Genomic DNA, 22334 nt, shown 5'->3' with positions numbered 1-22334 from the left:
GGAGCCGATGCGCGAGGGTGACCAAACCTTCGTGTAGCGAGCTGAGTCCAGTGTGCCCAGTCGCCGAGCGGTGGAGTTAGCCGAAAACGACCTGTTCATAGGTATTGCGGCCATCGCGACAAATCGCCCTTGCCCGCGCCCGATACCCCCACCAGAATCGAGGCAGACACCGTTCCCTTAAAGAAGGATTGCGTCATGATGCACGCCGATTTGATCGACCAGGAAGACCTGTTGGGCCAACTCAAGTCGCTGGGTTTTGAAGTGCCCAGTGGCGCTACAGCCGATCAGGCCTGCGAGTGCGCGGTACGCGGCCTGGACGATGTGCGGGCCAACACCCTGCGGACCATGGTCAAGCAGATGTACACCAGCAGCGCGATGATCTTGCCCGTGGTACGCCAGGCCATCGACAAGCAACTGCTACCGGCATTGGCGCAGTACCAGCAAAGCCAAAGCCGCCGGGCCTGACTTCCAGGACGGACGGCTTTCCTGTGGCGAGGGAGCTTGCTCCCGCTGGGTTGCGTAGCAGCCCCAAAAAGACAAACGCGTCAGGTCTGTAGAAACGCGTTTGTCCAATGTGCGACCGCTTCGCGGTCGAGCGGGAGCAAGCTCCCTCGCCACAAAAGCCCGCTCGAAGGTGACTACAGCCTTACGCTGGCAAAGGTCGATTCGTTGCGCGCCTGGCTCAAGGCCGACATCGGCCCGGACAACGGTGCCAATACCATCGCCTGCGGGATCGGCATCATCGCCACCTGTTGGGTGGTGTTGGAGCCCACGCGCTCGTCACGCGGTGGAATGCCGAAGTATTCGCGGTAGCACTTGGAGAAGTGCGGCGTGGAAACAAAACCGCACACCGAGGCCACTTCGATGATCGACATCGGCGTTTGCTTGAGCAATTGCCGGGCACGAATCAGGCGCAGCTTGAGGTAGTAACGCGACGGCGAGCAATGCAGGTACTTCTGGAACAGCCGCTCCAGCTGACGACGCGACACGGCGACGTACACCGCCAACTCATCGAGGTCGATCGGCTCTTCAAGGTTGGCTTCCATCAGCGCGACGATTTCCTGCAACTTCGGCTGATTGGTCCCCAGCATGTGCTTGAGCGGTACACGCTGGTGATCCTGCTCGTTACGAATGCGCTCGTAGACAAACATTTCCGAGATCGCCGCCGACAGCTCACGGCCGTGATCACGGCTGATCAGGTGCAGCATCATGTCCAGTGGCGCGGTGCCGCCGGAGCTGGTGAAACGGTTACGGTCGAGGGTGAACAGGCGAGTGCTCATGGCCACACGCGGGAAGGCTTCCTGCATCGCGGCCAGGCATTCCCAGTGCACACTGCAATCGAAGCCGTCCAGCAGCCCCGCGCAAGCCAGCGCCCAACTGCCGGTGCAGACTGCCCCGAGGCGGCGCGACTGGCGGGCCTGGCTTTGCAGCCACGACACGTGTTCACGGGTCACGGTACGTTGAATGCCGATGCCACCGCACACAATGATGGTGTCCAGGGCCGGGGCTTTGTGCATGGAGGCGTCGGGGGTGATCTGCAGTCCGTCACTGGCCCAGACCTGGCCGCCATCAACGGTGAGGGTCGTCCAGCGATACAGCTCGCGTCCGGACAATTGGTTGGCCATGCGCAGGGGTTCTACGGCAGAGGCCAGGGAAATCAGCGTGAAATTGTCCAGCAGCAAAAAGCCGATGGATTGAGGCGCACGGTTCTGGGGTTGAGCCCCGGAGTTGAACGACGTCATCGCGGTATCTCCTCACACAAAGCAGATGATGGCCTCAGGCGGAGGCTCTTTTTATTGCCATCGTTCTCGTGCCGTGAGACGGGGCTTTGTCATGACAGAGCAATTGCCATGCCCAAAGTTGAATGAGCATTCAATAACTCCTGAAAACGACGTCGCGGTGTGTCTATATGTGTCAATTGAGACACAAGACGAGTCAGGGTTATCAGGCTGGCGAGTGCCCAGCCCAGCAGGCTGTGAGCAGATCGGTAGCACTTGTGGGAACAGGGCTGTGGCCCGTCGAGAAAGAGTGTCACCGCAGGCACGAGTGACGGACGGTCAGGCTCGGTTTGGATCCCTGACCTTGCGGGAATGGCTTGTCTGTTTGCGACGCGCCAAAAGGTGGCGCGTCGCTGTATGAGTGCGCACTTAGCGCGCAGTTCTGCTCTCTCCGTGGCAGGGGTTCATCCGCCCCTCAGCACTCCACCGCACTGACCGCCAACCCGCCGCGCGAGGTCTCTTTATACTTGTCGTGCATATCGGCACCCGTATCACGCATGGTGCGGATCACCCGGTCCAGTGAAATGAAATGCTGACCGTCACCGCGCAAGGCCATTTGTGCCGCATTGATCGCCTTCACCGCCGCAATCGCATTGCGCTCGATGCACGGCACCTGTACCAGCCCGCCGACCGGATCGCAGGTCAGGCCAAGGTTGTGCTCCAGGCCGATTTCCGCCGCGTTGCACAACTGCTCGGGCGTGGCGCCGAGAATCTCCGCCAACCCGGCCGCCGCCATCGCGCAGGCCGAACCGACCTCGCCCTGGCAGCCGACTTCGGCACCGGAAATCGACGCGTTCTTTTTACACAGAATGCCCACCGCCGCCGCCCCGAGGAAGTAGTCGACGACATTGGCGTCGGTCACCGCCTCGCTGAACTTCATGAAGTAATGCAGCACCGCCGGGATAATCCCCGCCGCGCCGTTGGTGGGTGCCGTGACCATGCGCCCGCCCGCCGCGTTTTCTTCGTTGACGGCCAACGCGAACAGGTTGACCCACTCCATCGCGCTCAAGGTCGAGCCGATCACGTTGGGCTTGTTCAGCTCCTGCAGGCTGCGGTGCAGTTTTGCCGCGCGCCGACGCACATTCAGCCCGCCCGGCAGGATGCCTTCGTGCTTGAGACCTTGCTCGACGCAATCCTGCATCGCACGCCAGAGCTTCATCAGGCCGCTGCGGATTTCCTCTTCAGAACGCCAGACCCGCTCGTTCGCCATCATCAGCTCGGCAACCCGCAGGTTGTGCGTGCGGCACAGCGCCAGCAACTCCGCCGCACTGGAGAAATCGTACGGCAGCACCGTGCTGTCCAGGTCCACCACACCACTTGAGGCCTGAGCCTCATCGACGACGAAACCGCCACCGACGGAATAATAGGTATCACGGTGCAACTCGCCGCTGTCGCCTTCGGCCACCAGGGTCATGGCATTGGGGTGAAAGGGCAGGTTTTCATCGATCAGGCGCATGTCCCGCGCCCAAATGAACGGTACCGGCAAACGGCCGTCCAGCAGCAAGGTGTCGGTTTCGCGCAGGGTGTCGATGCGAATGCCGATTTGCGACGGGTCGATTGCGTCCGGCCACTCGCCCATCAACCCCATGATCACCGCGTTGTCGCTGCCGTGGCCGATACCGGTGGCCGACAAGGAGCCGAACAGCTGCACTTCGACGCGCCGAACCTGTTCCAGCCGCTGTTGTTCACGCAGTGATTCGACGAACAACGCCGCTGCGCGCATGGGCCCCACGGTGTGCGAGCTGGAAGGGCCGATGCCGATTTTGAACAGGTCGAAAACGCTGATAGCCATGACGTACGAGACTCCTCGGTGAGCAGATTCCAGGTGCCGAGGCACCCGGTGACGGAGCTGCTACGCTCAAGCAGCAATCCGTTGACAGGCCCGCATCATCAAGCTTTTGTCAGGTCACGCGACGTCTCACACCGACGCACTCATGCCCACTAACGCCGCAGGCCGCAGACGACACATTTCGGCCGTTTTTTTGCGGCTCAGAGGACTAAAAAGGTCCGAATAAAGCTGTAAACGACCTCACTGACACTGGATGCGACCCTCCCTGTACTGGATACGACGCGCCCTGTAGGCGTCAGATTTTCACTGGTACATGATCAGTTACGACTCGATTGCGAAGCGCCGTGGCAGAGCTGTCTTCAGCGCCACCAACCGCAACACTTATAAGTGCGGCTGTCCTGTCGGAACACCGCCAAAAAAACACCAAGGAGTCCACCCATGAAAGGTTCCCCGTCGTTGTTGTTGGCCGCCATGCTGAGTCTGCCGGTTCTGGCTCAAGCCGCAGAACCGGCGCAATGCAGCACCGTAAACTTCTCCGATGTTGGCTGGACCGACATCACCGTGACGACCGCCACCACCAGCGTCATCCTCGAGGCCCTGGGCTACAAGGCCAAAACCACCATGATCTCCGTGCCGGTGACCTACAAGTCGCTGGCTGACGGCAAGAACATGGACGTGTTTCTCGGCAACTGGATGCCGACCATGGAAAACGACATCAAGCCATACCGTGATGCCGGCACCGTGGAAACCGTGCGCGCCAACCTGGAAAACGCCAAGTACACCCTGGCGGTCCCTGAAGCGCTGTACGAAAAAGGTCTGAAGGACTTCTCCGACATCGCCAAGTTCAAGAAAGAACTCGACGGCAAGATCTACGGTATCGAGCCTGGCAACGACGGCAACCGCATGATCCAGAGCATGATCGACAAGAACGCCTTTGGCCTCAAGGACGCCGGCTTCAAGGTCGTTGAGTCCAGCGAGGCCGGCATGCTGTCCCAGGTTGAACGTGCCTCACGCCGTAGCACCGACGTGGTGTTCCTGGGCTGGGAACCGCACCCGATGAACACCCGTTTCAAGATGAAGTACCTGACCGGGGGCGATGAGTTCTTCGGCCCCAACTATGGCCAGGCCACCATCTACACCAACACTCGCAAAGGCTACAGCCAGGAGTGCAGCAACGTCGGGCAGTTGCTGAAAAACCTGTCGTTCACCCTGGACATGGAAAGCACCCTCATGGGCAATGTTCTGGACGACAAGATGAAAGCAGACGCGGCTGCCAAAGCGTGGCTGAAGCAGAACCCACAAGTGCTCGATACCTGGCTCGCTGGCGTGACCACCATTGACGGTAAACCAGGCCTGGAGGCCGTGAAAGCCAAGCTCGCACAGTAATCGTTGATGCCGGGCGAGCGTGCTCGCCCGGGCTGTTTATTTCCTTGCATGCGGACGTTCACTACCATGCTGATTGATCAGAAAATCCCTTTAGGCCAGTACATCGCGGGCTTCGTTGAATGGTTGACGCAACACGGCGCCAACACCTTCGACGCAATCGCCGTGACACTGGAAACGATGATTCACGGCGTGACGTTTGCGCTGACCTGGTTCAACCCGCTGGCATTGATCGGGCTCATCGCACTGCTGGCGCACTTCATTCAACGCAAATGGGGCCTGACCGGCTTCGTCGTCCTGTCCTTCCTGCTGATTCTCAATCTGGGTTACTGGCAGGAAACCATGGAAACCCTCGCCCAGGTGCTGTTCGCCACCCTGGTCTGCGTGCTCATTGGCGTGCCGTTGGGCATCGTCGCTGCGCACAAACCGATGTTCTACACGATGATGCGTCCCGTACTCGATCTGATGCAGACCGTACCGACGTTCGTGTACCTCATTCCTACCCTGACCCTGTTTGGTCTGGGTGTCGTCCCGGGCCTGATCTCCACGGTGGTGTTCGCGATTGCCGCGCCCATCCGCCTGACCTACCTGGGCATTCGCGATGTACCGCAGGAACTGATGGATGCCGGCAAGGCCTTTGGCTGCTCGCGCCGTCAGCTGCTCTCGCGCATTGAACTGCCCCACGCCATGCCTAGCATCGCGGCCGGTATTACCCAGTGCATCATGCTGTCATTGTCGATGGTGGTGATCGCGGCACTGGTGGGTGCCGATGGCCTGGGCAAACCCGTGGTCAACGCACTGAATACCGCTGATATCGCCCTGGGCTTCGAAGCAGGCCTGGCGATCGTACTGCTGGCGATCATGCTCGACCGTATCTGCAAACAACCCGACGCCAAAGTAGGGGGTGACGCATGAGCATAATCCGCTTCGAAAACGTAGACGTTATCTTCTCCAAGGATCCACGCGAGGCACTCAAGCTGCTGGATCAGGGCATGACCCGCAACGAGATCCTGAAAAAGACCGGGCTGATCGTCGGCGTTGAAAAGGCCAGCCTGGATATCGAGAAAGGTGAAATCTGCGTGCTGATGGGCCTCTCCGGCTCAGGCAAATCCAGCCTGCTGCGCTGCATCAACGGCCTCAACACCGTCAGCCGTGGCAAGCTGTTCGTCGAGCATGAAGGCCGGCAGATCGATATCGCTTCCTGCACCCCGGCAGAGCTGAAAATGATGCGCACCAAGCGCATCGCCATGGTGTTCCAGAAATTCGCCCTGATGCCCTGGCTGACCGTGCGCGAGAACATCAGCTTTGGCCTGGAGATGCAGGGCCGCCCCGAGAAGGAGCGGCGCAAACTGGTGGACGAGAAGCTGGAGCTGGTGGGCCTGACCCAATGGCGCAACAAGAAACCCGACGAACTCTCCGGCGGCATGCAGCAACGCGTGGGCCTGGCCCGGGCGCTGGCGATGGACGCCGATATCCTGCTGATGGACGAACCCTTCTCGGCCCTCGACCCGTTGATCCGCCAGGGTCTGCAGGACGAGTTGCTGGAGCTGCAACGCAAGCTGAGCAAGACCATCGTGTTCGTGAGTCACGACCTGGATGAAGCCCTGAAACTCGGCAGCCGCATCGCGATCATGAAAGACGGCCGGATCATCCAGTACAGCAAGCCGGAAGAGATTGTCCTCAACCCGGCCGATGACTACGTACGGACCTTCGTCGCCCACACCAACCCGCTGAACGTCTTGTGCGGACGCAGCCTGATGCGCACCCTGGACAACTGCAAGCGCATCAACGGTTCCGTGTGCCTGGATCCGGGCGGTGACTCGTGGCTGGACCTGGCCGAAGGCAACACCATCAAGGGCGCGCGCCAGAACGGCTCGGCCCTGGACCTGCAGAACTGGGCACCGGGGCAAGCCGTTGAAGGCCTGGGCCGTCGCCCAACCCTGGTGGACTCCAACATCGGCATGCGCGACGCGCTGCAGATTCGTTATCAGACCGGCAACAAGCTGGTGCTGCATGACAACAATCATGTGGTAGGGATTCTGGGCGACAGCGAGCTGTACCACGCGCTGCTCGGCAAGAACCTGGGGTAAAGGCAGCAGACACAAAAACGCCGCGAGAAGATCGCGGCGTTTTTGTTAGTGCACATGCATGACTTGTAACACGGACGACTGTGGCGAGGGAGCTTGCTCCCGCTCGGTTGCGTAGCAACCGCAAATCCATACAGCGCGGGTTATCTGCAAGAACCGGGTCGCGGGTTTTGGGGCCGCTTCGCAGCCCAGCGGGAGCAAACTCCCTCGCCACAATGGTGCTGCGGTGCAGCTGATGCACCGCATCACCTCAAGTCTTAGCTGTAAACCCGGCCAAGGAGCTGCCGATGGCTTTCAAACTGATCGAGCACGTCACGGGTGATCTGATCCTGAGTGAAGCCCATCAAGTCGTATTCCTGGCTGCCGTTGTGCAGGTACACCTCAGCGCGGTAGTAACGCGTACGCGTTTCATCCGGACTCGGCGATTCGCTTGGCGCGGCCAGGTAGCCGTCCAGGCTCACTTCGTAGACAAACGGGTTGCCCTCTTCCATCTCGATCCGCACGCCCATGCAACGCTTGGCTTTGCCCAGCAGCGTCTGCACATCCAGACCCTGAGTACGCAGTTGCACCGCCGCATCTTCCAGCGCCGGGCTCACGTGCTTGTCCATGAAGCGCTGCACGATCGCCTGGGTCGGTTGCAGTTCCAGCGCGGTCAGACGCTCACTGAAGCCGCGACGACCACGCGCCGCCAGTTCGGCTTGTTCCTGTTCGATCTGCACGTCCTGGCGCATCGCCTTGTGCAAACCGAACATAAAGAACACCAGCACCACCGAGAACGGCAGGCCGGCCAGCACCACCATGGTCTGCATGGCTTCGAAGTTACCGGCAAACAACAGGCCGATGGTCACCAGCGTGATCACCACGGACCAGAAGATCCGCAACCAGTGCGGGGCGTCTTCGTCGACGTTACCGCCCTTGCAGGACAGGTTCGCCATCATCACCGCGCCCGAGTCGGCCGGGGTCAGGAACAGTACGAAACCGACAAAGATCGACACACCGATCACGACTTTCGACGCTGGGTAATGCTCGAGCAACTGGTAGATCGCCATGGACGGCTGCTCGAGCGCCGTCTTGCCAAGCTCCACCGCCCCCTGGTTCATCACCAGGTCCAGGGCCGAGTTACCGAAGATCGACAGCCACGCCAGGGTGAAGCCCAACGGAATCAGCAGCACGCCGGCGACCAGTTCACGCACGGTACGACCACGGGAAATACGCGCGATGAACATGCCCACGAATGGGGCCCAGGAAATCCACCAGGCCCAGTAGAACAGGGTCCACAGGCCCAGCCAGCGCTCGGACTTGGCATTGTCGGCCTCGTACACATACAGGTCGAAGGTCTTCAGCACCACGCCGTTGAGGTAGTCACCGATGTTCTGCACGAAGCCGTTGAGCAGGTGCAGGGTCGGGCCGAACAGCAGCACGAAAATCAGCAAGCCGCTGAACAGCACAATGTTCAGGTTGGACAGGCGGCGGATACCGTTTTCCACGCCCGACACGGCCGCGATGGTCGCCACGGTGCTCATGACGATAATCACGATCAGCAGGTTGGTGTTGCTGTGCTCCATGCCGAACAGGTTCTCAAGCCCCGACGACACTTGCAGCGAGCCAATCCCCAGGTTGGTCACCAGGCCCAGCAGGGTCACGAACATGCCGAAGCCGTCCACCGCATGACCGGCCGCGCCCTTGACCCAGCGCTCGCCCACCAGCGGATACAACGCCGAACGCAACGCCAGCGGCTGGTTATGACGATAGGCAAAGTACGCCACCGCCAGGCCGACCAGCGCATAGATCGCCCAACCATGCAGGCCCCAGTGCAGGAAGGTCAGCTGTACCGCCTGACGCGCCGCCAGGTTGCTGCCGGCCACGCCTTCTGGCGGGTTGAAGTAGTGGTCCAGAGGCTCGGAAGCACCGAAGTACAGCAGCGAGATGCCGATACCGGACGAGAACAGCATCCCGGCCCAGGCGCCATAGCTGAAGTCCGGGGTGTCGTCCTTGCTGCCCAGCTTGAGCTTGCCGTAGGACGAAAACGCCAGGCCCACGACGAATACCAGGTAGGCGGCGATCACCACCATGTAGTACCAGCCGAAGCTTCGCGACAACCAGGCCTGGGCAACCCCCAGCACTCTCCCGGCTTCTTGCGGCGCGGCAATGAGAATGGCGGTCAGCAGCAGAATCAATGCGGTGGAGGTGTAGAACACCCAACCGTTGACCGTCACCTTCTCGGGTGGGGTCTTTATAAGAGAGGCAGAACTCATTGCACAGATGCTCCAGGCAGTGCGAGAGAAGGACACAAGGCAAAGCAGTACCCGACCAATCGGTTAGTTGGCAGCCGACCGACGGGTGATATAAAGACACCCCGAAAAAAGCCCGAAACCGCGGCACATGTATGGAAAACCGACCTCGAAGGTCTCGCGCGCGTACAAGACGTCGCGCATGACCCTAAGCGTCATGCCCATTCAATTCGTCCGTCGCTATCGGTTCGCAGCATGCCCCGCGTGGGTTTCGAGCTTTTTGGGATGTCGTTTTTCCGCCAACTACACGTAGGAAAAACCTGTAGGTAGCGACGATTTGTCGCAGATCTTATTCTTTGTTGATTGAACGTTCAATCAAAACAAAATAGACTGGCCCTCAATCCAGCGGCTGCTTGTCGACCGCCGGAAGGCCTAAGGAGATGTGCAAGATGCCCAAGGTCGGTATGCAACCCATCCGCCGCCAGCAATTGATCGAAGCCACGTTGCAGGCCGTCGATCAGGTCGGCATGGGGGACGCCAGCATTGCGCTGATCGCCCGTTTGGCCGGTGTCTCGAATGGCATCATCAGTCACTATTTTCAGGACAAGAATGGCCTGATCGCCGCCACGATGCGGTATCTGATGAGCGTCCTCAGCGAGAACGTCACCGCGCGCCGCCAGGCGCTGGGAGATGACAGCCCCCGGGCTCATCTGCAGGTGATTATCGAAGGCAACTTCGACGCCAGCCAGGTCAATGGCCCGGCAATGAAAACCTGGCTGGCCTTCTGGGCCACCAGCATGCACCAGCCGTCTTTGCACAGGTTGCAGCGGATCAACGATCACCGCCTGTATTCCAACCTGTGCTGCCAGTTCCGCCGGGTGTTGCCGCTTGATCAAGCGCGTAGCGCCGCCCGTGGCCTGGCAGCGCTCATCGATGGCTTGTGGTTGCGCGGCGCGCTGTCGGGAGACGCTTTCGACACCGGGCAGGCGCAACGAATCGCTTACGAATACATGGATATCCAACTGGCCAAGCAGGAGTGCAAAAGCACGAGTGCATAGACCAGAACACTAAATAAATACGCGGTTGAAAAACGTAGCGAGCGAAGGCAAGACAAGGCGAAAACCGACGAGTAAGCGGAGTTGACTTCAGTCAATGAGCATTACGAGGAGGTTTTCAACCCAGGATTGTCGAGCGCAGTCGTTTTTAGCCCACCACTTATGCACTTGCGAGGACTCTCATGGCCCGTTTCGAACTGCAAAAACTCTACATCGATGGCGGCTACACCGACGCTGGCAGCGATGCCACCTTCGAAGCCATCAACCCGGCTAACGGTGAAGTTCTCGCCAAAGTGCAACGTGCGACCTTCGACGACGTTGAACGCGCTGTCGTCAGCGCCGAAAAAGGCCAGAAAATCTGGGCCGCGATGACCGCCATGGAGCGTTCGCGCATCCTGCGCCGTGCCGTTGACATCCTGCGCGAGCGCAACGATGAACTGGCCGCCCTGGAAACCCTGGACACCGGCAAGTCGTACTCCGAAACCCGCTACGTCGACATCGTCACCGGCGCAGACGTGCTGGAGTACTACGCAGGCCTGGTGCCCGCCATCGAAGGCGAGCAGATCCCGCTGCGCACCACCTCGTTTGTCTACACCCGTCGCGAGCCGCTGGGTGTCGTGGCCGGTATCGGCGCGTGGAACTACCCGATCCAGATCGCCCTGTGGAAATCCGCGCCAGCCCTGGCGGCCGGTAACGCGATGATCTTCAAGCCAAGCGAAGTCACCTCCCTGACCACCTTGAAACTGGCCGAGATCTACACCGAGGCAGGCCTGCCAGACGGCGTGTTCAACGTCCTGACCGGCAGCGGCCGTGAAGTCGGCACCTGGCTGACCGAGCACCCGCGCATCGAAAAAATCTCCTTCACCGGCGGTACCGACACCGGCAAGAAAGTCATGGCCAGCGCCTCCGCGTCCTCGCTCAAAGACGTGACCATGGAACTGGGTGGCAAGTCCCCGCTGATCATTTTCGACGACGCCGACCTGGATCGCGCGGCCGACACCGCCATGATGGCCAACTTCTACAGCTCCGGTCAGGTCTGCACCAACGGCACTCGCGTGTTCGTACCGAGCCACCTGAAAGCCGCTTTCGAAGCCAAGATCGTTGAGCGCGTTGCCCGTATCCGCGTTGGCAATCCGCAAGACGAGAACACCAACTTCGGCCCACTGGTCAGCTTCGCCCACATGGAAAGCGTGCTGGGCTACATCGCCAAGGGCAAGGAAGAAGGCGCTCGCGTACTGTGCGGCGGCGGTCGCCTGACCGACGGCGAATTCGCCAAGGGCGCGTTCGTGGCACCGACCGTGTTCACCGACTGCACCGACGACATGACCATCGTTCGTGAAGAGATCTTCGGCCCGGTGATGAGCATCCTCACTTATGAAACCGAAGAAGAAGTGATCCGCCGCGCCAACGACACCGACTTCGGCCTGGCCGCTGGCGTCGTGACCAAGGACCTGAACCGCGCTCACCGCGTGATTCATCAGCTCGAAGCCGGTATCTGCTGGATCAACGCCTGGGGCGAGTCCGACGCCAAGATGCCGGTCGGTGGCTACAAGCAGTCGGGTGTGGGCCGTGAGAACGGCATCAGCTCGCTGAACAACTTCACTCGCATCAAATCGGTACAGGTCGAGCTGGGCGATTACGTCTCGGTGTTCTGATCCGCTGCGAGCCTGTGGGGCCTTTTGTGGCGAGGGAGCTTGCTCCCGCTGGGCTGCGAAGCGGCCCCACTTCCAGGCCTCGCGCTTATTCAGACAGAACAGGTCGCTGATTCTGCGACTGCTGCGCCCGAGCGCGGACCGGCCGACGGGAGCAAGCTCCCTCGCCACAAAAGCGGGACCTCGGCGGCCTGACCTGACCAACTTCAAAGAGGGTGCATTCAATGTCCCAAGAATACGATTACATCATTGTGGGTGCCGGCTCGGCCGGTAATACCCTGGCGACCCGTCTGACCGAAGACGAAGGCGTCACCGTCCTGCTGCTCGAAGCCGGCGGCCCGGACTACCGTTTCGACTTCCGCACGCAAATGCCTGCGGCCCTGGCGTTCCCGCTGCAAGGCCGTCGCTACAACTGGGCCTACGAAACCGATCCAGAGCCACACATGGACGGTCGCCGGATGGAATGCGGTCGTGGCAAGGGCCTCGGCGGCTCGTCCCTGATCAACGGCATGTGCTACATCCGCGGCAACGCCATGGACTACGACGGCTGGGCGAAAAACCCTGGCCTGGAAGACTGGACGTACCTGGACTGCCTGCCGTATTTCCGCAAAGCGGAAACCCGTGACATCGGCCCGAACGACTACCACGGTGGCGAAGGCCCGGTCAGCGTGACCACCCCTAAAGCCGGCAACAACCCGCTGTTCCACGCGATGGTTGAAGCAGGCGTACAGGCCGGTTACCCACGTACCGAAGACCTGAACGGCTACCAACAGGAAGGTTTCGGTCCGATGGACCGTACCGTGACGCCCAAAGGCCGTCGCTCCAGCACCGCGCGTGGCTACCTGGATACCGCCAAGAAGCGTTCGACCCTGAACATCGTCACCCACGCCCTGACCGACAAGATTCTGTTCGAAGGCAAGCGTGCCGTTGGCGTGCGCTACCTGGTTGGCAGCGCCGAAGAACGCGTTGAAGCCCGTGCCCGCAAGGAAGTGCTGGTGTGCAGCGGCGCAATCGCTTCGCCACAGCTCCTGCAACGTTCCGGCGTTGGCCCGGCCAAGCTTCTGGAAAGCCTGGACATCCCGGTGGTTCACGACCTGCCAGGCGTGGGCGAGAACCTGCAGGACCACCTGGAACTGTACCTGCAATACGCGTGCACCCAGCCGGTTTCGCTGTACCCGTCGCTGCTCTGGTACAACCAGCCGGCCATCGGTGCCGAGTGGCTGTTCAAAGGCACCGGTATCGGCGCCAGCAACCAGTTCGAAGCCGGCGGTTTCATCCGTACTCGTCCGGATTTCGAATGGCCGAACATTCAGTACCACTTCCTGCCAGTCGCGATTAACTACAACGGCAGCAACGGTGTGAAAGAGCACGGCTTCCAGGCACACATGGGCTCCATGCGCTCGCCAAGCCGCGGACGTATCCAGGTCAAATCCAAGGATCCGCGCCAGCACCCGAGCATCCTGTTCAACTACATGGCCACCGAGCAGGACTGGCAGGAGTTCCGCGACGGTATCCGCCTGACCCGTGAAATCATGCAGCAGCCGGCCCTGGACGCCTTCCGTGGTCGCGAGCTGAGCCCGGGCATCGAGGTACAGACCGACGAGCAACTGGATAAATTCATCCGTGAGCACGCCGAAACCGCGTTCCACCCGTCCTGCTCGTGCAAGATGGGCACCGACGAGATGGCCGTGGTCGATGGTCAGGGCCGCGTGCACGGGATGCAGGGCCTGCGTGTGGTCGATGCCTCGATCATGCCGCTGATCACCACCGGCAACCTGAACGCGCCAACGATCATGATGGCCGAGAAAATCGCCGACAAGATCCGTGGTCGTCAGCCACTGCCACGCAGCCAGGCCAAGTACTACGTCGCAGGCGACGCCCCGGTACGTGGCAAGCCACTGCGTGAAGTGGGCCCAACCGCGCAGTAACCCGTCACCTCTGTGGCGAGGGAGCTTGCTCCCGCTGGAGCGCGAAGCGTTCCCAAATCAGTCGCATCGATGTACCTGATATCTCGATCGCCAGATTTGGGGCTGCTGTGCAGCCCAGCGGGAGCAAGCTCCCTCGCCACGAACCATCCGCCCTCCACCTCCCCCACTCTTGCCCCTCCCCCCGCGCCGGCCTACTCTAGGCATCGCGCAAACGTTTCACCCCCCGCCCCCACCGACAAGCCATCACTTGGCTGACCACGAGGCTTTCTCATGTTTGATGTCGTGTCTTCGAGCAAATGGCCCACCGGCTACCTGATCAATCCCAACGTAGAACCCCTCGATCCAAAATGGCTGACCGAGTTCAGCAAGATCCCCGCGGCGGCCGTTAGCGACTGCCTGGGCCGCAACGTCGGCGGCCTGGGTTTGAAAGCGTTCCACGGCAACGCGCCGATGCTCGGCAGTGCGCTGACGGTACGCGTGCGCCCGGGCGACAACCTGATGATCCTCAAGGCCATGCAGATGGCTCGCCCGGGTGACGTGCTGGTGATCGACGGCAGCGCCGACCTGACCCGCGCCGTGTTCGGCGGCATCATGCGGGCCATGGCGCTCAAGGCCGGGATCGTCGGCGTGGTGATAAACGGCGCCCTGCGGGACCTCGACGAATGGCAAACCGGCGAGCTGCCGGCCTATGCCATCGGCGGCGTACACCGCGGCCCGAGCACCGACGGTGGCGGGGAGATCAACGTACCGATCTCTTGCGCCGGCATGCTGGTCGCCCCAGGTGACCTGATGATCGGCGACGGCGATGGCGTGGTTGCCGCCGCCCGGGCCGAACTGCCCGAATTGCTGGTGCGCTGCCACGACTTGTTGGCACGGGAACAGGCTACGCTTGCGGCTATCGAAGCCGGCACCCTGGACCCGGATCGCTTCGACGCCATCCTGCGCGCCAAGGGTTGCCCGGTTTAAGCGGCAAAAGCTTCGCGGGCAAGTCGGATCGCCGCCCGGCCCGCGAAGAGGCCCTCAAGGCCACCGCGTATTCACAAGGAGGTTCTCCGAATGTTCGATTTCCACCCCCAACTCAAGCAGCGCTTTGCTGCACTGCGCACGGGCGCCGAGTTTTTTTCGCTGCGTTATGTACGCGAGTCTGGCCAGTACCTGTCGGTGCGCAAGAACGTTGCCGAGCCGCCACGCCTGAGCCGCGATGAAGGCGCGATGCTGACCGCACGGGTCAACGGCGTCGAAGCCTATGCCGCGACCAACGACCTGTCGCCCGCCGGCCTGCAGGCCGCCCTCGAGCGCGCCGAACAACAGGCCCGTTCGATCGCCGCCCACGCCCTGCTCGACTTGCGCCAACAACCGGTGTCCAGCGAGCGCGCCGACTACCTGTCACCGAATGTGCAACAGGCCTTCCCGTCCCTCAGCGAGTGCTACCAACTGCTCGGCACCGAGTCCGCCGCCGTGCCCAAAGACGAGCGCCTGGTGAACTGGGAAGTCAGCATCGGCATCACCCATGTCGAGCAGATCTACCTCAATAGCGCCGGCGCCGAACTGCGTCAGGCGCAACGTTTCGTGTATCCGGGGCTGGACGTCACCGCCTACGACGGCAATGACAGCCAGACCCGCAGCCTGGGCCGCGAGAACTTCGGCCAGCAAGGCGGTGCCGATGTGATCAGTCGCTGCGGGTTGATCGGCGCCGGACCGACCGTGGCCGATCAGGCCCTGCAATTGCTGCTGGCACCCAACACCCCGCAAGACACGTGCGATCTGTTGCTGATGCCCGACCAGATGATGCTGCAGATCCACGAGTCCATCGGCCACCCGCTGGAGCTGGACCGGATCCTCGGCGATGAGCGCAACTACGCCGGTACCAGCTTCGTCAAGACCAGTGATTTCGGCAGCCTGCAGTACGGCTCCCGACTGCTCAACGTGACCTTCGACCCGGATATTCCCGAGGAGCTGGCCAGCTACGGCCATGACGACGACGGCACCGCGGCAAGCAAACAATTCCTGATCCGCGAAGGCCTGCTGGAGCGCCCGCTCGGTGGTGCACTGTCGCAGTTCCGGGCCGGCATGAACGGCGTCGCCAACAGCCGCGCCTGTGGCTGGAACCGTCCGCCCATCGACCGCATGGCCAATCTCAACATCGAGCCTGGCGACCGGTCGCTTGAGCAACTGATCGGCGGCATCGAGCGCGGCGTGCTGATGTCGACCAACCGTTCATGGTCCATCGACGATGCGCGCAACAAATTCCAGTTTGGCTGCGAGTGGGGCCAACTGATCGAAAACGGCGAACTCAAGGGCGTGGTGAAGAACCCCAACTACCGGGGCATCTCCGCGCAGTTCTGGCGCAACCTCAGCGCGGTGGGCAATGCCAGTACGCTTCAGGTGCTGGGCACGCCGAACTGCGGCAAAGGCGAACCGAACCAGGTAATCCGCGTCGGCCATGCGTCGCCGGCCTGTGTGTTCAGCAACATTGATGTGTTTGGGGGAGACGCCTGATGGCGACAGTCATGAGCCAGGTCGAACAATTCAAAGCACTGGTGGCCTGCCTGCGCACCGCCCTGCGCGAGCCAGAGCAGTTCACCCTGGGCTACGCCGCCGAATCGTCCGCCTTCGTGCGCTTCAACCACGCCAAGGTACGCCAGGCCGGACAGGTCCAGCAGGCCTGCCTGGACTTGAAACTGATCAACAACGGGCGCCATGCCGACTTGCGCATCACCCTGGCAGGCGATCCCGAGGTCGACGCCCAGCGCCTGACCGAAGGCCTGCAGCAACTGCGCGACACCCTGCCGCTGCTGCCCCAGGACCCGTACCTGCTGCTCAACCACAACGGCTGGCAGAGTAAAAATGTACAGGCCCATCCCCTGCCGGAGACCGAGCATGTCGTCGCCGCGATCGCCCGCGCCGCCGAAGGCCTGGACCTGGTCGGCTTCTACGCCGCAGGGCCCATCAGCCGGGGCTTTGCCAGTTCCGCCGGGGCCTTCGGGTGGCATCAGGCCAACAGCTTCAACTTTGACTTCAGCCTGTTCCACGCCAACGGCCAGGCCGTGAAAGCCAGCTACGCCGGCCATGCGTGGAGTGACGAGGGATTCGCCCAGCGCTTCCAGCAGGCGCGTGAGCAACTGGCGTTCCTGGGGCGACCGCTGCGCACCCTCGCTCCGGGCCAGTACCGCGCCTACCTGGCGCCCGCGGCGCTGGACGAAATCCTCGGCATGCTCTGCTGGGGCGGGTTCTCGGCGCAGTCGATTGCCAGTAAAAACAGCCCGCTGCAACGGCTCTACGCCGGTGATAACCGCTTCAGCCCGCTGCTGTCGCTGGATGAAAAGGTCAGCGGCTCCCTGAGCCCGGCGTTCTCCGATGAAGGCTACCCACGCAGCGACCTGGCCCTGATCGTTGCCGGCAACGCCGGCGAGCGCCTGGTGAGTTCGCGCAGTGCCGCCGAGTACGGCCTGAGCGCCAACGGGGCCGCTAACGGCGAATCGCCCAACGCCCTGAACATGGCCGCGGGCACATTGCCCGATGCCGAAATTCTCAAGCAGCTCGGCACCGGCCTGTACATCAGCAACCTGTGGTACCTGAACTACTCGGACCAACCGGCCGCCCGACTGACCGGCATGACCCGTTTCGCGACCTTCTGGGTCGAGAACGGCGAGATCCAGGCACCGGTGAGCACCATGCGGTTCGATGACAGCGCCTACAGTTTGCTGGGGTCGCAACTGGAAGCACTGACCCGCGAGCGGGAGCTGATCCTGTCAGCCAGCACCTACGACCAACGCGCCACCGCGTCGGCGTTGTTGCCGGGGGCGCTGGTCAGCCGCCTGACCTTGACCCTGTAAACACGATAAGTCTGTGGCGAGGGAGCTTGCTCCCGCTGGGCTGCGAAGCGGCCCCAAAACCGACATACGCGGCGATGTCAGAAAAATCGTGCGTTCAGGATTTACGACTGCTGCGCCCGAGCGCGGACCGGCCGACGGGAGCAAGCTCCCTCGCCACAGGGAACGAGCACTATTCAACTTAGAGGTCCCATGCCCAATCGCCCGGCTCTCGACGCCACCACCGCCCGCTGGATCCCGTGGGTGGTGGCGATTGCGTTTTTCATGCAGTCCCTGGACGGGACCATCCTCAACACCGCCCTGCCCGCCATGGCCCGCGACCTGGCTGAAGACCCGCTGCGCATGCAGGGTGTGATCATTGCCTACATGCTCACAGTGGCCTTGCTGATTCCCGCATCGGGCTGGATCGCCGACCGCTTCGGCACCCGGAAAATCTTCTTCGGTGCCATTGTGCTGTTCAGCTTCGGCTCGGTGCTGTGTGCGCTGTCGGAGTCGTTGAGCATGCTGATCGGCGCCCGGGTGATCCAGGGGCTGGGTGGCGCACTGATGCTGCCGGTCGGACGCCTGGTGGTGCTGCGCGCGTACCCACGTTCGGAGCTGGTGCGGATCATGGGCTTTATCACCATTCCCGGCCTGCTCGGTCCGCTGATCGGCCCGACCATGGGGGGCTGGATGGTGCAGTACCTGACCTGGCACTGGATCTTCCTGATCAACCTGCCGGTGGGGCTGGTCGGTTGCTATGCCGTGTGGAAGTTCATCCCTGACCTGCGTGGCGCTGAGCGCACCCGCTTCGACAGCCTCGGGTTCGTACTGTTTGGTGCGGCCATGGTGCTGATCACCATTGCCATGGAAGGCCTGGGAGAACTGCACCTGCCGCACCTGCGGGTGATGTTGCTGCTGTTCGCCGGCATGGCCTGCCTGGCCGCGTATTGGCTGCGGGCCGGGCATATCGACAACCCCATGTTCGCCCCCTCGCTGTTCAAAACCCGGACCTTTGCCGTGGGCATTCTCGGCAACCTGTTCGCCCGCCTGGGCAGCGGCGCCCTGCCCTTTCTCGTGCCCTTGCTGCTGCAAGTGGCGATGGGGTATTCGCCGTCCCAGGCGGGGATGAGCATGTTGCCGCTGGCCGCGGCGGCCATGATTGCCAAGTGGGTGGCACGCCCGTTGATCGAGCGCCTGGGCTACCGCATCGTCCTGACCGGCAACACCCTGGCACTGGGGATCATGCTGGCGAGCATGGGCCTGGTCAGCGAACAGACGCCGTATTGGCTGCTGCTGGTGCTACTGGCGATTCTGGGGGCAATCAACTCCTTGCAGTTCACCGCGATGAACACCGTGACACTGATCGACCTCGACGACGCCAGCGCCAGCAGCGGCAACAGTCTGCTGTCGGTGGTCGCGCAACTGGCCCTGAGCCTGGGCGTGGCCTGTGCCGGCGCGTTGCTCGGCGGCTTTACCGCAGAGACCGGAAACGATGGCGTGAGCAATGTGCTTGAGGCCTTCCAACTGACCTTTGTGACCGTCGGAATCATGGCCATGCTGGCGGCGGCGATCTTTTTGCAGCTGTCGCCAAATGACGGGCGGCGGGTCAAAGGCCCGGAAGAACACATAGAGCCTTAGTTTCCAGGCGATAAGTGCCTGCGCTCGGCGACTTCTCGTCTGGAAACTACGGGCGTTTGGCCACCGGGCTGGTACACTGCGCGACATTTTGTTTTGCAGGCCCGTCCCGTGACCACCATCGCCACCGCTTTTAATACTTTGCCGCTGTCCGCCGCCATGCTGGCTAACCTCGACTCCCTCGGTTATGCCCAGATGACGCCGATCCAGGCGCAAAGCTTGCCGGTGATCCTCAAGGGGATGGACCTGATCGCCCAAGCCAAGACCGGCAGCGGCAAGACCGCGGCCTTCGGTATCGGCTTGCTGAACCCGATCAATCCACGCTACTTCGGTTGCCAGGCACTGGTGATCTGCCCGACGCGCGAGCTGGCCGACCAGGTGGCCAAGGAAATCCGTCGCCTGGCCCGTGCCGAAGACAACATCAAGGTGCTGACCCTGTGTGGCGGTGTGTCCTTCGGCCCACAGATCGGCTCGCTGGAACATGGCGCGCACATCATCGTTGGCACCCCGGGGCGTATCCAGCAACACCTGCGCAAGGGTTCGCTGGTACTGCACGGCCTGAATACCCTGATCCTCGACGAAGCCGACCGCATGCTCGACATGGGTTTCTACGATTCCATCGAAGAAATCATCATGCAGGCCCCGGAGCGTCGCCAGACCCTGCTGTTTTCCGCCACCTACCCGGTGGGCATCAAGCAGTTGGCCTCGAAGTTCATGCGCAACCCGCAGCAAGTGAAGGCCGAGGCGTTCCACGACGACACGCAGATCGAACAGCGCTTCTACGAGATCTCCCCGGAAGAGCGCATGAGCGCGGTGACCAAGGTGCTCGGCCACTTCCGCCCGGCCTCTTGCGTGGCTTTCTGCTTCACCAAGCAGCAGGTACAGGAAACCGTCGACCACCTGACCGCCAAAGGCATCTCGGCCGTTGGCCTGCACGGTGACCTGGAACAGCGTGACCGCGACCAGGTCCTCGCGATGTTCGCCAACCGCAGCACTTCGGTGCTGGTGGCCACCGACGTCGCTGCTCGCGGCCTGGACATCGACGCGCTGGACATGGTGATCAACGTCGAACTGGCCCGTGACTCGGAAATCCACATTCACCGCGTAGGCCGTACCGGTCGTGCCGGTGAGAAAGGCATCGCCGTCAGCCTGGTCGCACCGTCCGAAGCCCATCGTGCCCAGGCCATCGAGCAACTGCAGAAGACGCCATTGACCTGGGATCAGGTGGACAACCTGACGTCCCAGGGCGGTGGCCCGCTGCTGCCGGCCATGAGCACCCTGTGCATCGGCGCCGGCCGTAAAGACAAGGTCCGCCCGGGCGACATCCTTGGCGCACTGACCGGCGACGCCGGTGTTCCAGGCGCCCAGGTCGGCAAGATCGCGATCTTCGACTTCCAGGCCTACGTCGCGGTCGACCGCAGCATCGCCAAGCAGGCCCTGCAGCGCCTGAACGACGGCAAGATCAAAGGCCGCTCGTTGCGCGTGCGGATCCTCTGATTGCTGTTGACTCACCCTGTGGCAAGGGAGCTTGCTCCCCCTGGCCGGTCCGCGTTCGAGCAACGCGGCCCAAAACTGCAAGCGCAGTTCTTCCAATGAGAACGCGTCAGCAGGATTTGCGAGTGCTATGCACTCGAGCGGGAGCAAGCTCCCTCGCCACAAAAGCCTTCACCCGCCTGCTTACCGAAACTTGAGGACACCGTTTTGCGCTCTACCGAAGTCGTGATCATTGGCGCTGGCGCCGCAGGGTTGATGTGTGCACTGACCGCCGCCGGGCGCGGGCGCAAGGTGATGTTGCTGGACCACGCCAACAAGGCGGGCAAGAAAATCCTCATGTCCGGCGGTGGACGCTGCAATTTCACCAACATGTACACAGAACCGAGCAATTTCCTCTCGCAGAACGCGCATTTCTGCAAATCCGCACTGGCGCGCTACACCCAGTGGGATTTCATCGGGATGGTCGCCAAGCACGGCGTGCCCTACCACGAGAAAAAACTCGGCCAACTGTTCTGCGATAACAAGTCCAGCGACATCCTCGGCATGCTGCTCGACGAATGCGATCAGGTGGGCGTCAACCTGCACCTGGACACTTCGATCCACCAGATCGAGAAAACCGAGAGCGGCTACCTGCTGGAGACCACCCTGGGCCAGGTCACTTGCGAGTCGTTGGTGATCGCCACCGGCGGCCTGTCGATCCCGACCCTGGGCGCCACCGGCTTTGGTTATCAAGTGGCCAAACAGTTCGGCCACACGCTGCTGCCGACCCGTGCCGGCCTGGTGCCGTTCACCATCACCGACCAGCTCAAGGAGCTGTGCGGCGAGTTGTCCGGCACTTCGGTGGATTGCCTGGTGAGCTGCAACGACCAGAGCTTCCGCGAAAACATCCTGTTCACCCACCGCGGCCTCAGCGGCCCGGCGATCCTGCAGATTTCCTCGTTCTGGCAATCCGGCGACACGGTTGAAATCAACCTGATGCCGGACCATGACGTGCCGACCTGGCTGCAACAGCAACAGGCCGAACGACCGAACAGCGAGCTGAAAACCCTGCTGGGCGAGATCTTCACCAAGAAGATGGCCAACCTGCTGGCCGACAGCTGGTTCGCCTCCAAACCGATGAAGCAGTACACCCACGCCGAGATTGCCGAGATCGCCGAGAAACTCGCGAGCTGGAAGCTGGTCCCGGCCGGCACCGAAGGCTATCGCACCGCCGAAGTCACCCTGGGGGGCGTCGACACCCACGAAGTCTCCTCCAAAACCATGGAATCGCTGAAAAGCCCTGGCTTGTACTTCATCGGCGAAGTGCTCGATGTGACCGGGCACCTGGGCGGCTTCAACTTCCAGTGGGCCTGGGCCTCGGGGTATGCGGCGGCGCAGTACGCCTGATTCAACGTCGCACACTTATCAGATTGTGGGAGATTCTATGTTTGAGGGGAAGCTCCAATAACTGAGTTTGGGTGGTATTCGCTCTGGTTTTTCATCAGGGC

Annotated in this window: 16 protein-coding genes; 13 read left to right on the top strand and 3 right to left on the bottom strand. The window is 61.9% G+C overall.

Features of this window, described 5'->3' with window-relative positions; genetic code table 11:
* Positions 1-195 precede the first annotated feature (195 nt).
* On the top strand, positions 196-465 hold the full coding sequence (locus tag AC3WQN_RS19805) for a hypothetical protein (protein ID WP_095147487.1): 270 nt from the start codon (positions 196-198) through the stop codon (positions 463-465).
* A gap of 173 nt (positions 466-638) precedes the next feature.
* On the opposite strand, the gene gbdR is transcribed toward AC3WQN_RS19805, so the two are convergent.
* Together gbdR and AC3WQN_RS19795 are read right to left on the bottom strand one after the other, a co-directional pair.
* Positions 639-1742 carry a choline metabolism transcriptional regulator GbdR gene (gene gbdR / locus AC3WQN_RS19800; RefSeq protein ID WP_095081422.1) on the bottom strand — a complete coding sequence of 368 codons (1104 nt, stop codon included), beginning with the start codon at positions 1740-1742 and terminating at the stop codon, positions 639-641.
* A 451-nt stretch (positions 1743-2193) separates the two neighbouring features.
* Complete coding sequence (locus AC3WQN_RS19795) at positions 2194-3570, bottom strand: L-serine ammonia-lyase (protein WP_095147486.1); 1377 nt, start codon at positions 3568-3570, stop codon at positions 2194-2196.
* A gap of 435 nt (positions 3571-4005) precedes the next feature.
* On the opposite strand from AC3WQN_RS19795, the gene AC3WQN_RS19790 reads away from it, so the two are divergent.
* The 3 genes from AC3WQN_RS19790 (at position 4006) to choV (ending at position 7040) form a co-directional block, all read left to right on the top strand.
* Positions 4006-4953 carry a choline ABC transporter substrate-binding protein gene (locus AC3WQN_RS19790; RefSeq protein ID WP_103401076.1) on the top strand — a complete coding sequence of 316 codons (948 nt, stop codon included), beginning with the start codon at positions 4006-4008 and terminating at the stop codon, positions 4951-4953.
* Positions 4954-5019: 66 nt separating this feature from the next.
* Positions 5020-5865, top strand: a complete 846-nt coding sequence (gene choW, locus AC3WQN_RS19785) for a choline ABC transporter permease subunit (RefSeq protein ID WP_095147484.1) — start codon at positions 5020-5022, stop codon at positions 5863-5865.
* Positions 5862-7040: a choline ABC transporter ATP-binding protein gene (gene choV / locus AC3WQN_RS19780; protein ID WP_095147483.1), complete on the top strand. Its 1179-nt coding sequence runs from the start codon at positions 5862-5864 to the stop codon at positions 7038-7040. Before choW ends, choV begins: the two co-directional genes overlap by 4 nt.
* A gap of 254 nt (positions 7041-7294) precedes the next feature.
* On the opposite strand, the gene AC3WQN_RS19775 is transcribed toward choV, so the two are convergent.
* Positions 7295-9235, bottom strand: coding sequence for a BCCT family transporter (locus AC3WQN_RS19775; RefSeq protein WP_256587319.1), 1941 nt, complete (start codon positions 9233-9235; stop codon positions 7295-7297).
* A gap of 482 nt (positions 9236-9717) precedes the next feature.
* Between AC3WQN_RS19775 and betI the strand changes: the two genes are divergently transcribed.
* The 9 genes from betI to AC3WQN_RS19730 all read left to right on the top strand — a co-directional run bounded on the left by betI (position 9718) and on the right by AC3WQN_RS19730 (position 22233).
* Complete coding sequence (betI, locus tag AC3WQN_RS19770; protein WP_103401074.1) at positions 9718-10326, top strand: transcriptional regulator BetI; 609 nt, start codon at positions 9718-9720, stop codon at positions 10324-10326.
* Positions 10327-10505: 179 nt separating this feature from the next.
* Complete coding sequence (betB, locus tag AC3WQN_RS19765) at positions 10506-11978, top strand: betaine-aldehyde dehydrogenase (protein ID WP_103401073.1); 1473 nt, start codon at positions 10506-10508, stop codon at positions 11976-11978.
* Positions 11979-12199: 221 nt separating this feature from the next.
* Positions 12200-13903, top strand: a complete 1704-nt coding sequence (gene betA, locus AC3WQN_RS19760; RefSeq protein WP_103401072.1) for a choline dehydrogenase — start codon at positions 12200-12202, stop codon at positions 13901-13903.
* A gap of 270 nt (positions 13904-14173) precedes the next feature.
* Positions 14174-14869, top strand: coding sequence for an RraA family protein (locus AC3WQN_RS19755; RefSeq protein ID WP_095147478.1), 696 nt, complete (start codon positions 14174-14176; stop codon positions 14867-14869).
* Positions 14870-14959: 90 nt separating this feature from the next.
* The gene (locus tag AC3WQN_RS19750) at positions 14960-16402 is read left to right on the top strand and encodes a TldD/PmbA family protein (protein WP_103402345.1); all 1443 of its coding nucleotides are present in this window, start codon (positions 14960-14962) and stop codon (positions 16400-16402) included.
* Complete coding sequence (locus AC3WQN_RS19745; RefSeq protein WP_103402344.1) at positions 16402-17739, top strand: TldD/PmbA family protein; 1338 nt, start codon at positions 16402-16404, stop codon at positions 17737-17739. The genes AC3WQN_RS19750 and AC3WQN_RS19745 overlap by 1 nt, the downstream gene beginning before the upstream one ends.
* A 189-nt stretch (positions 17740-17928) precedes the next feature.
* A complete protein-coding gene (mdtD, locus tag AC3WQN_RS19740; protein WP_103402343.1) occupies positions 17929-19356 on the top strand; it encodes a multidrug transporter subunit MdtD in 1428 nt (475 codons plus the stop codon).
* 108 nt (positions 19357-19464) lie between these two features.
* Positions 19465-20850: an ATP-dependent RNA helicase DbpA gene (gene dbpA, locus AC3WQN_RS19735; RefSeq protein WP_095148948.1), complete on the top strand. Its 1386-nt coding sequence runs from the start codon at positions 19465-19467 to the stop codon at positions 20848-20850.
* A 204-nt stretch (positions 20851-21054) separates the two neighbouring features.
* Positions 21055-22233, top strand: a complete 1179-nt coding sequence (locus AC3WQN_RS19730; RefSeq protein WP_103402341.1) for a BaiN/RdsA family NAD(P)/FAD-dependent oxidoreductase — start codon at positions 21055-21057, stop codon at positions 22231-22233.
* Positions 22234-22334 lie beyond the last annotated feature (101 nt).

This window comes from Pseudomonas sp. FW300-N1A1 (assembly GCF_058789115.1).
This window is presented reverse-complemented; position numbering and strand designations above follow the sequence as displayed.

Coding starts and splice junctions, on each gene's coding strand:
- AC3WQN_RS19755 (WP_095147478.1), top strand. CDS start 14,174: ATGTTTGATGTCGTGTCTTCGAGCAAATGGCCCACCGGCTACCTGATC.
- AC3WQN_RS19790 (WP_103401076.1), top strand. CDS start 4,006: ATGAAAGGTTCCCCGTCGTTGTTGTTGGCCGCCATGCTGAGTCTGCCG.
- betI (WP_103401074.1), top strand. CDS start 9,718: ATGCCCAAGGTCGGTATGCAACCCATCCGCCGCCAGCAATTGATCGAA.
- AC3WQN_RS19805 (WP_095147487.1), top strand. CDS start 196: ATGATGCACGCCGATTTGATCGACCAGGAAGACCTGTTGGGCCAACTC.
- betB (WP_103401073.1), top strand. CDS start 10,506: ATGGCCCGTTTCGAACTGCAAAAACTCTACATCGATGGCGGCTACACC.
- choW (WP_095147484.1), top strand. CDS start 5,020: ATGCTGATTGATCAGAAAATCCCTTTAGGCCAGTACATCGCGGGCTTC.
- choV (WP_095147483.1), top strand. CDS start 5,862: ATGAGCATAATCCGCTTCGAAAACGTAGACGTTATCTTCTCCAAGGAT.
- AC3WQN_RS19795 (WP_095147486.1), bottom strand. CDS start 3,570: ATGGCTATCAGCGTTTTCGACCTGTTCAAAATCGGCATCGGCCCTTCC.
- AC3WQN_RS19750 (WP_103402345.1), top strand. CDS start 14,960: ATGTTCGATTTCCACCCCCAACTCAAGCAGCGCTTTGCTGCACTGCGC.
- AC3WQN_RS19745 (WP_103402344.1), top strand. CDS start 16,402: ATGGCGACAGTCATGAGCCAGGTCGAACAATTCAAAGCACTGGTGGCC.
- mdtD (WP_103402343.1), top strand. CDS start 17,929: ATGCCCAATCGCCCGGCTCTCGACGCCACCACCGCCCGCTGGATCCCG.
- betA (WP_103401072.1), top strand. CDS start 12,200: ATGTCCCAAGAATACGATTACATCATTGTGGGTGCCGGCTCGGCCGGT.
- gbdR (WP_095081422.1), bottom strand. CDS start 1,742: ATGACGTCGTTCAACTCCGGGGCTCAACCCCAGAACCGTGCGCCTCAA.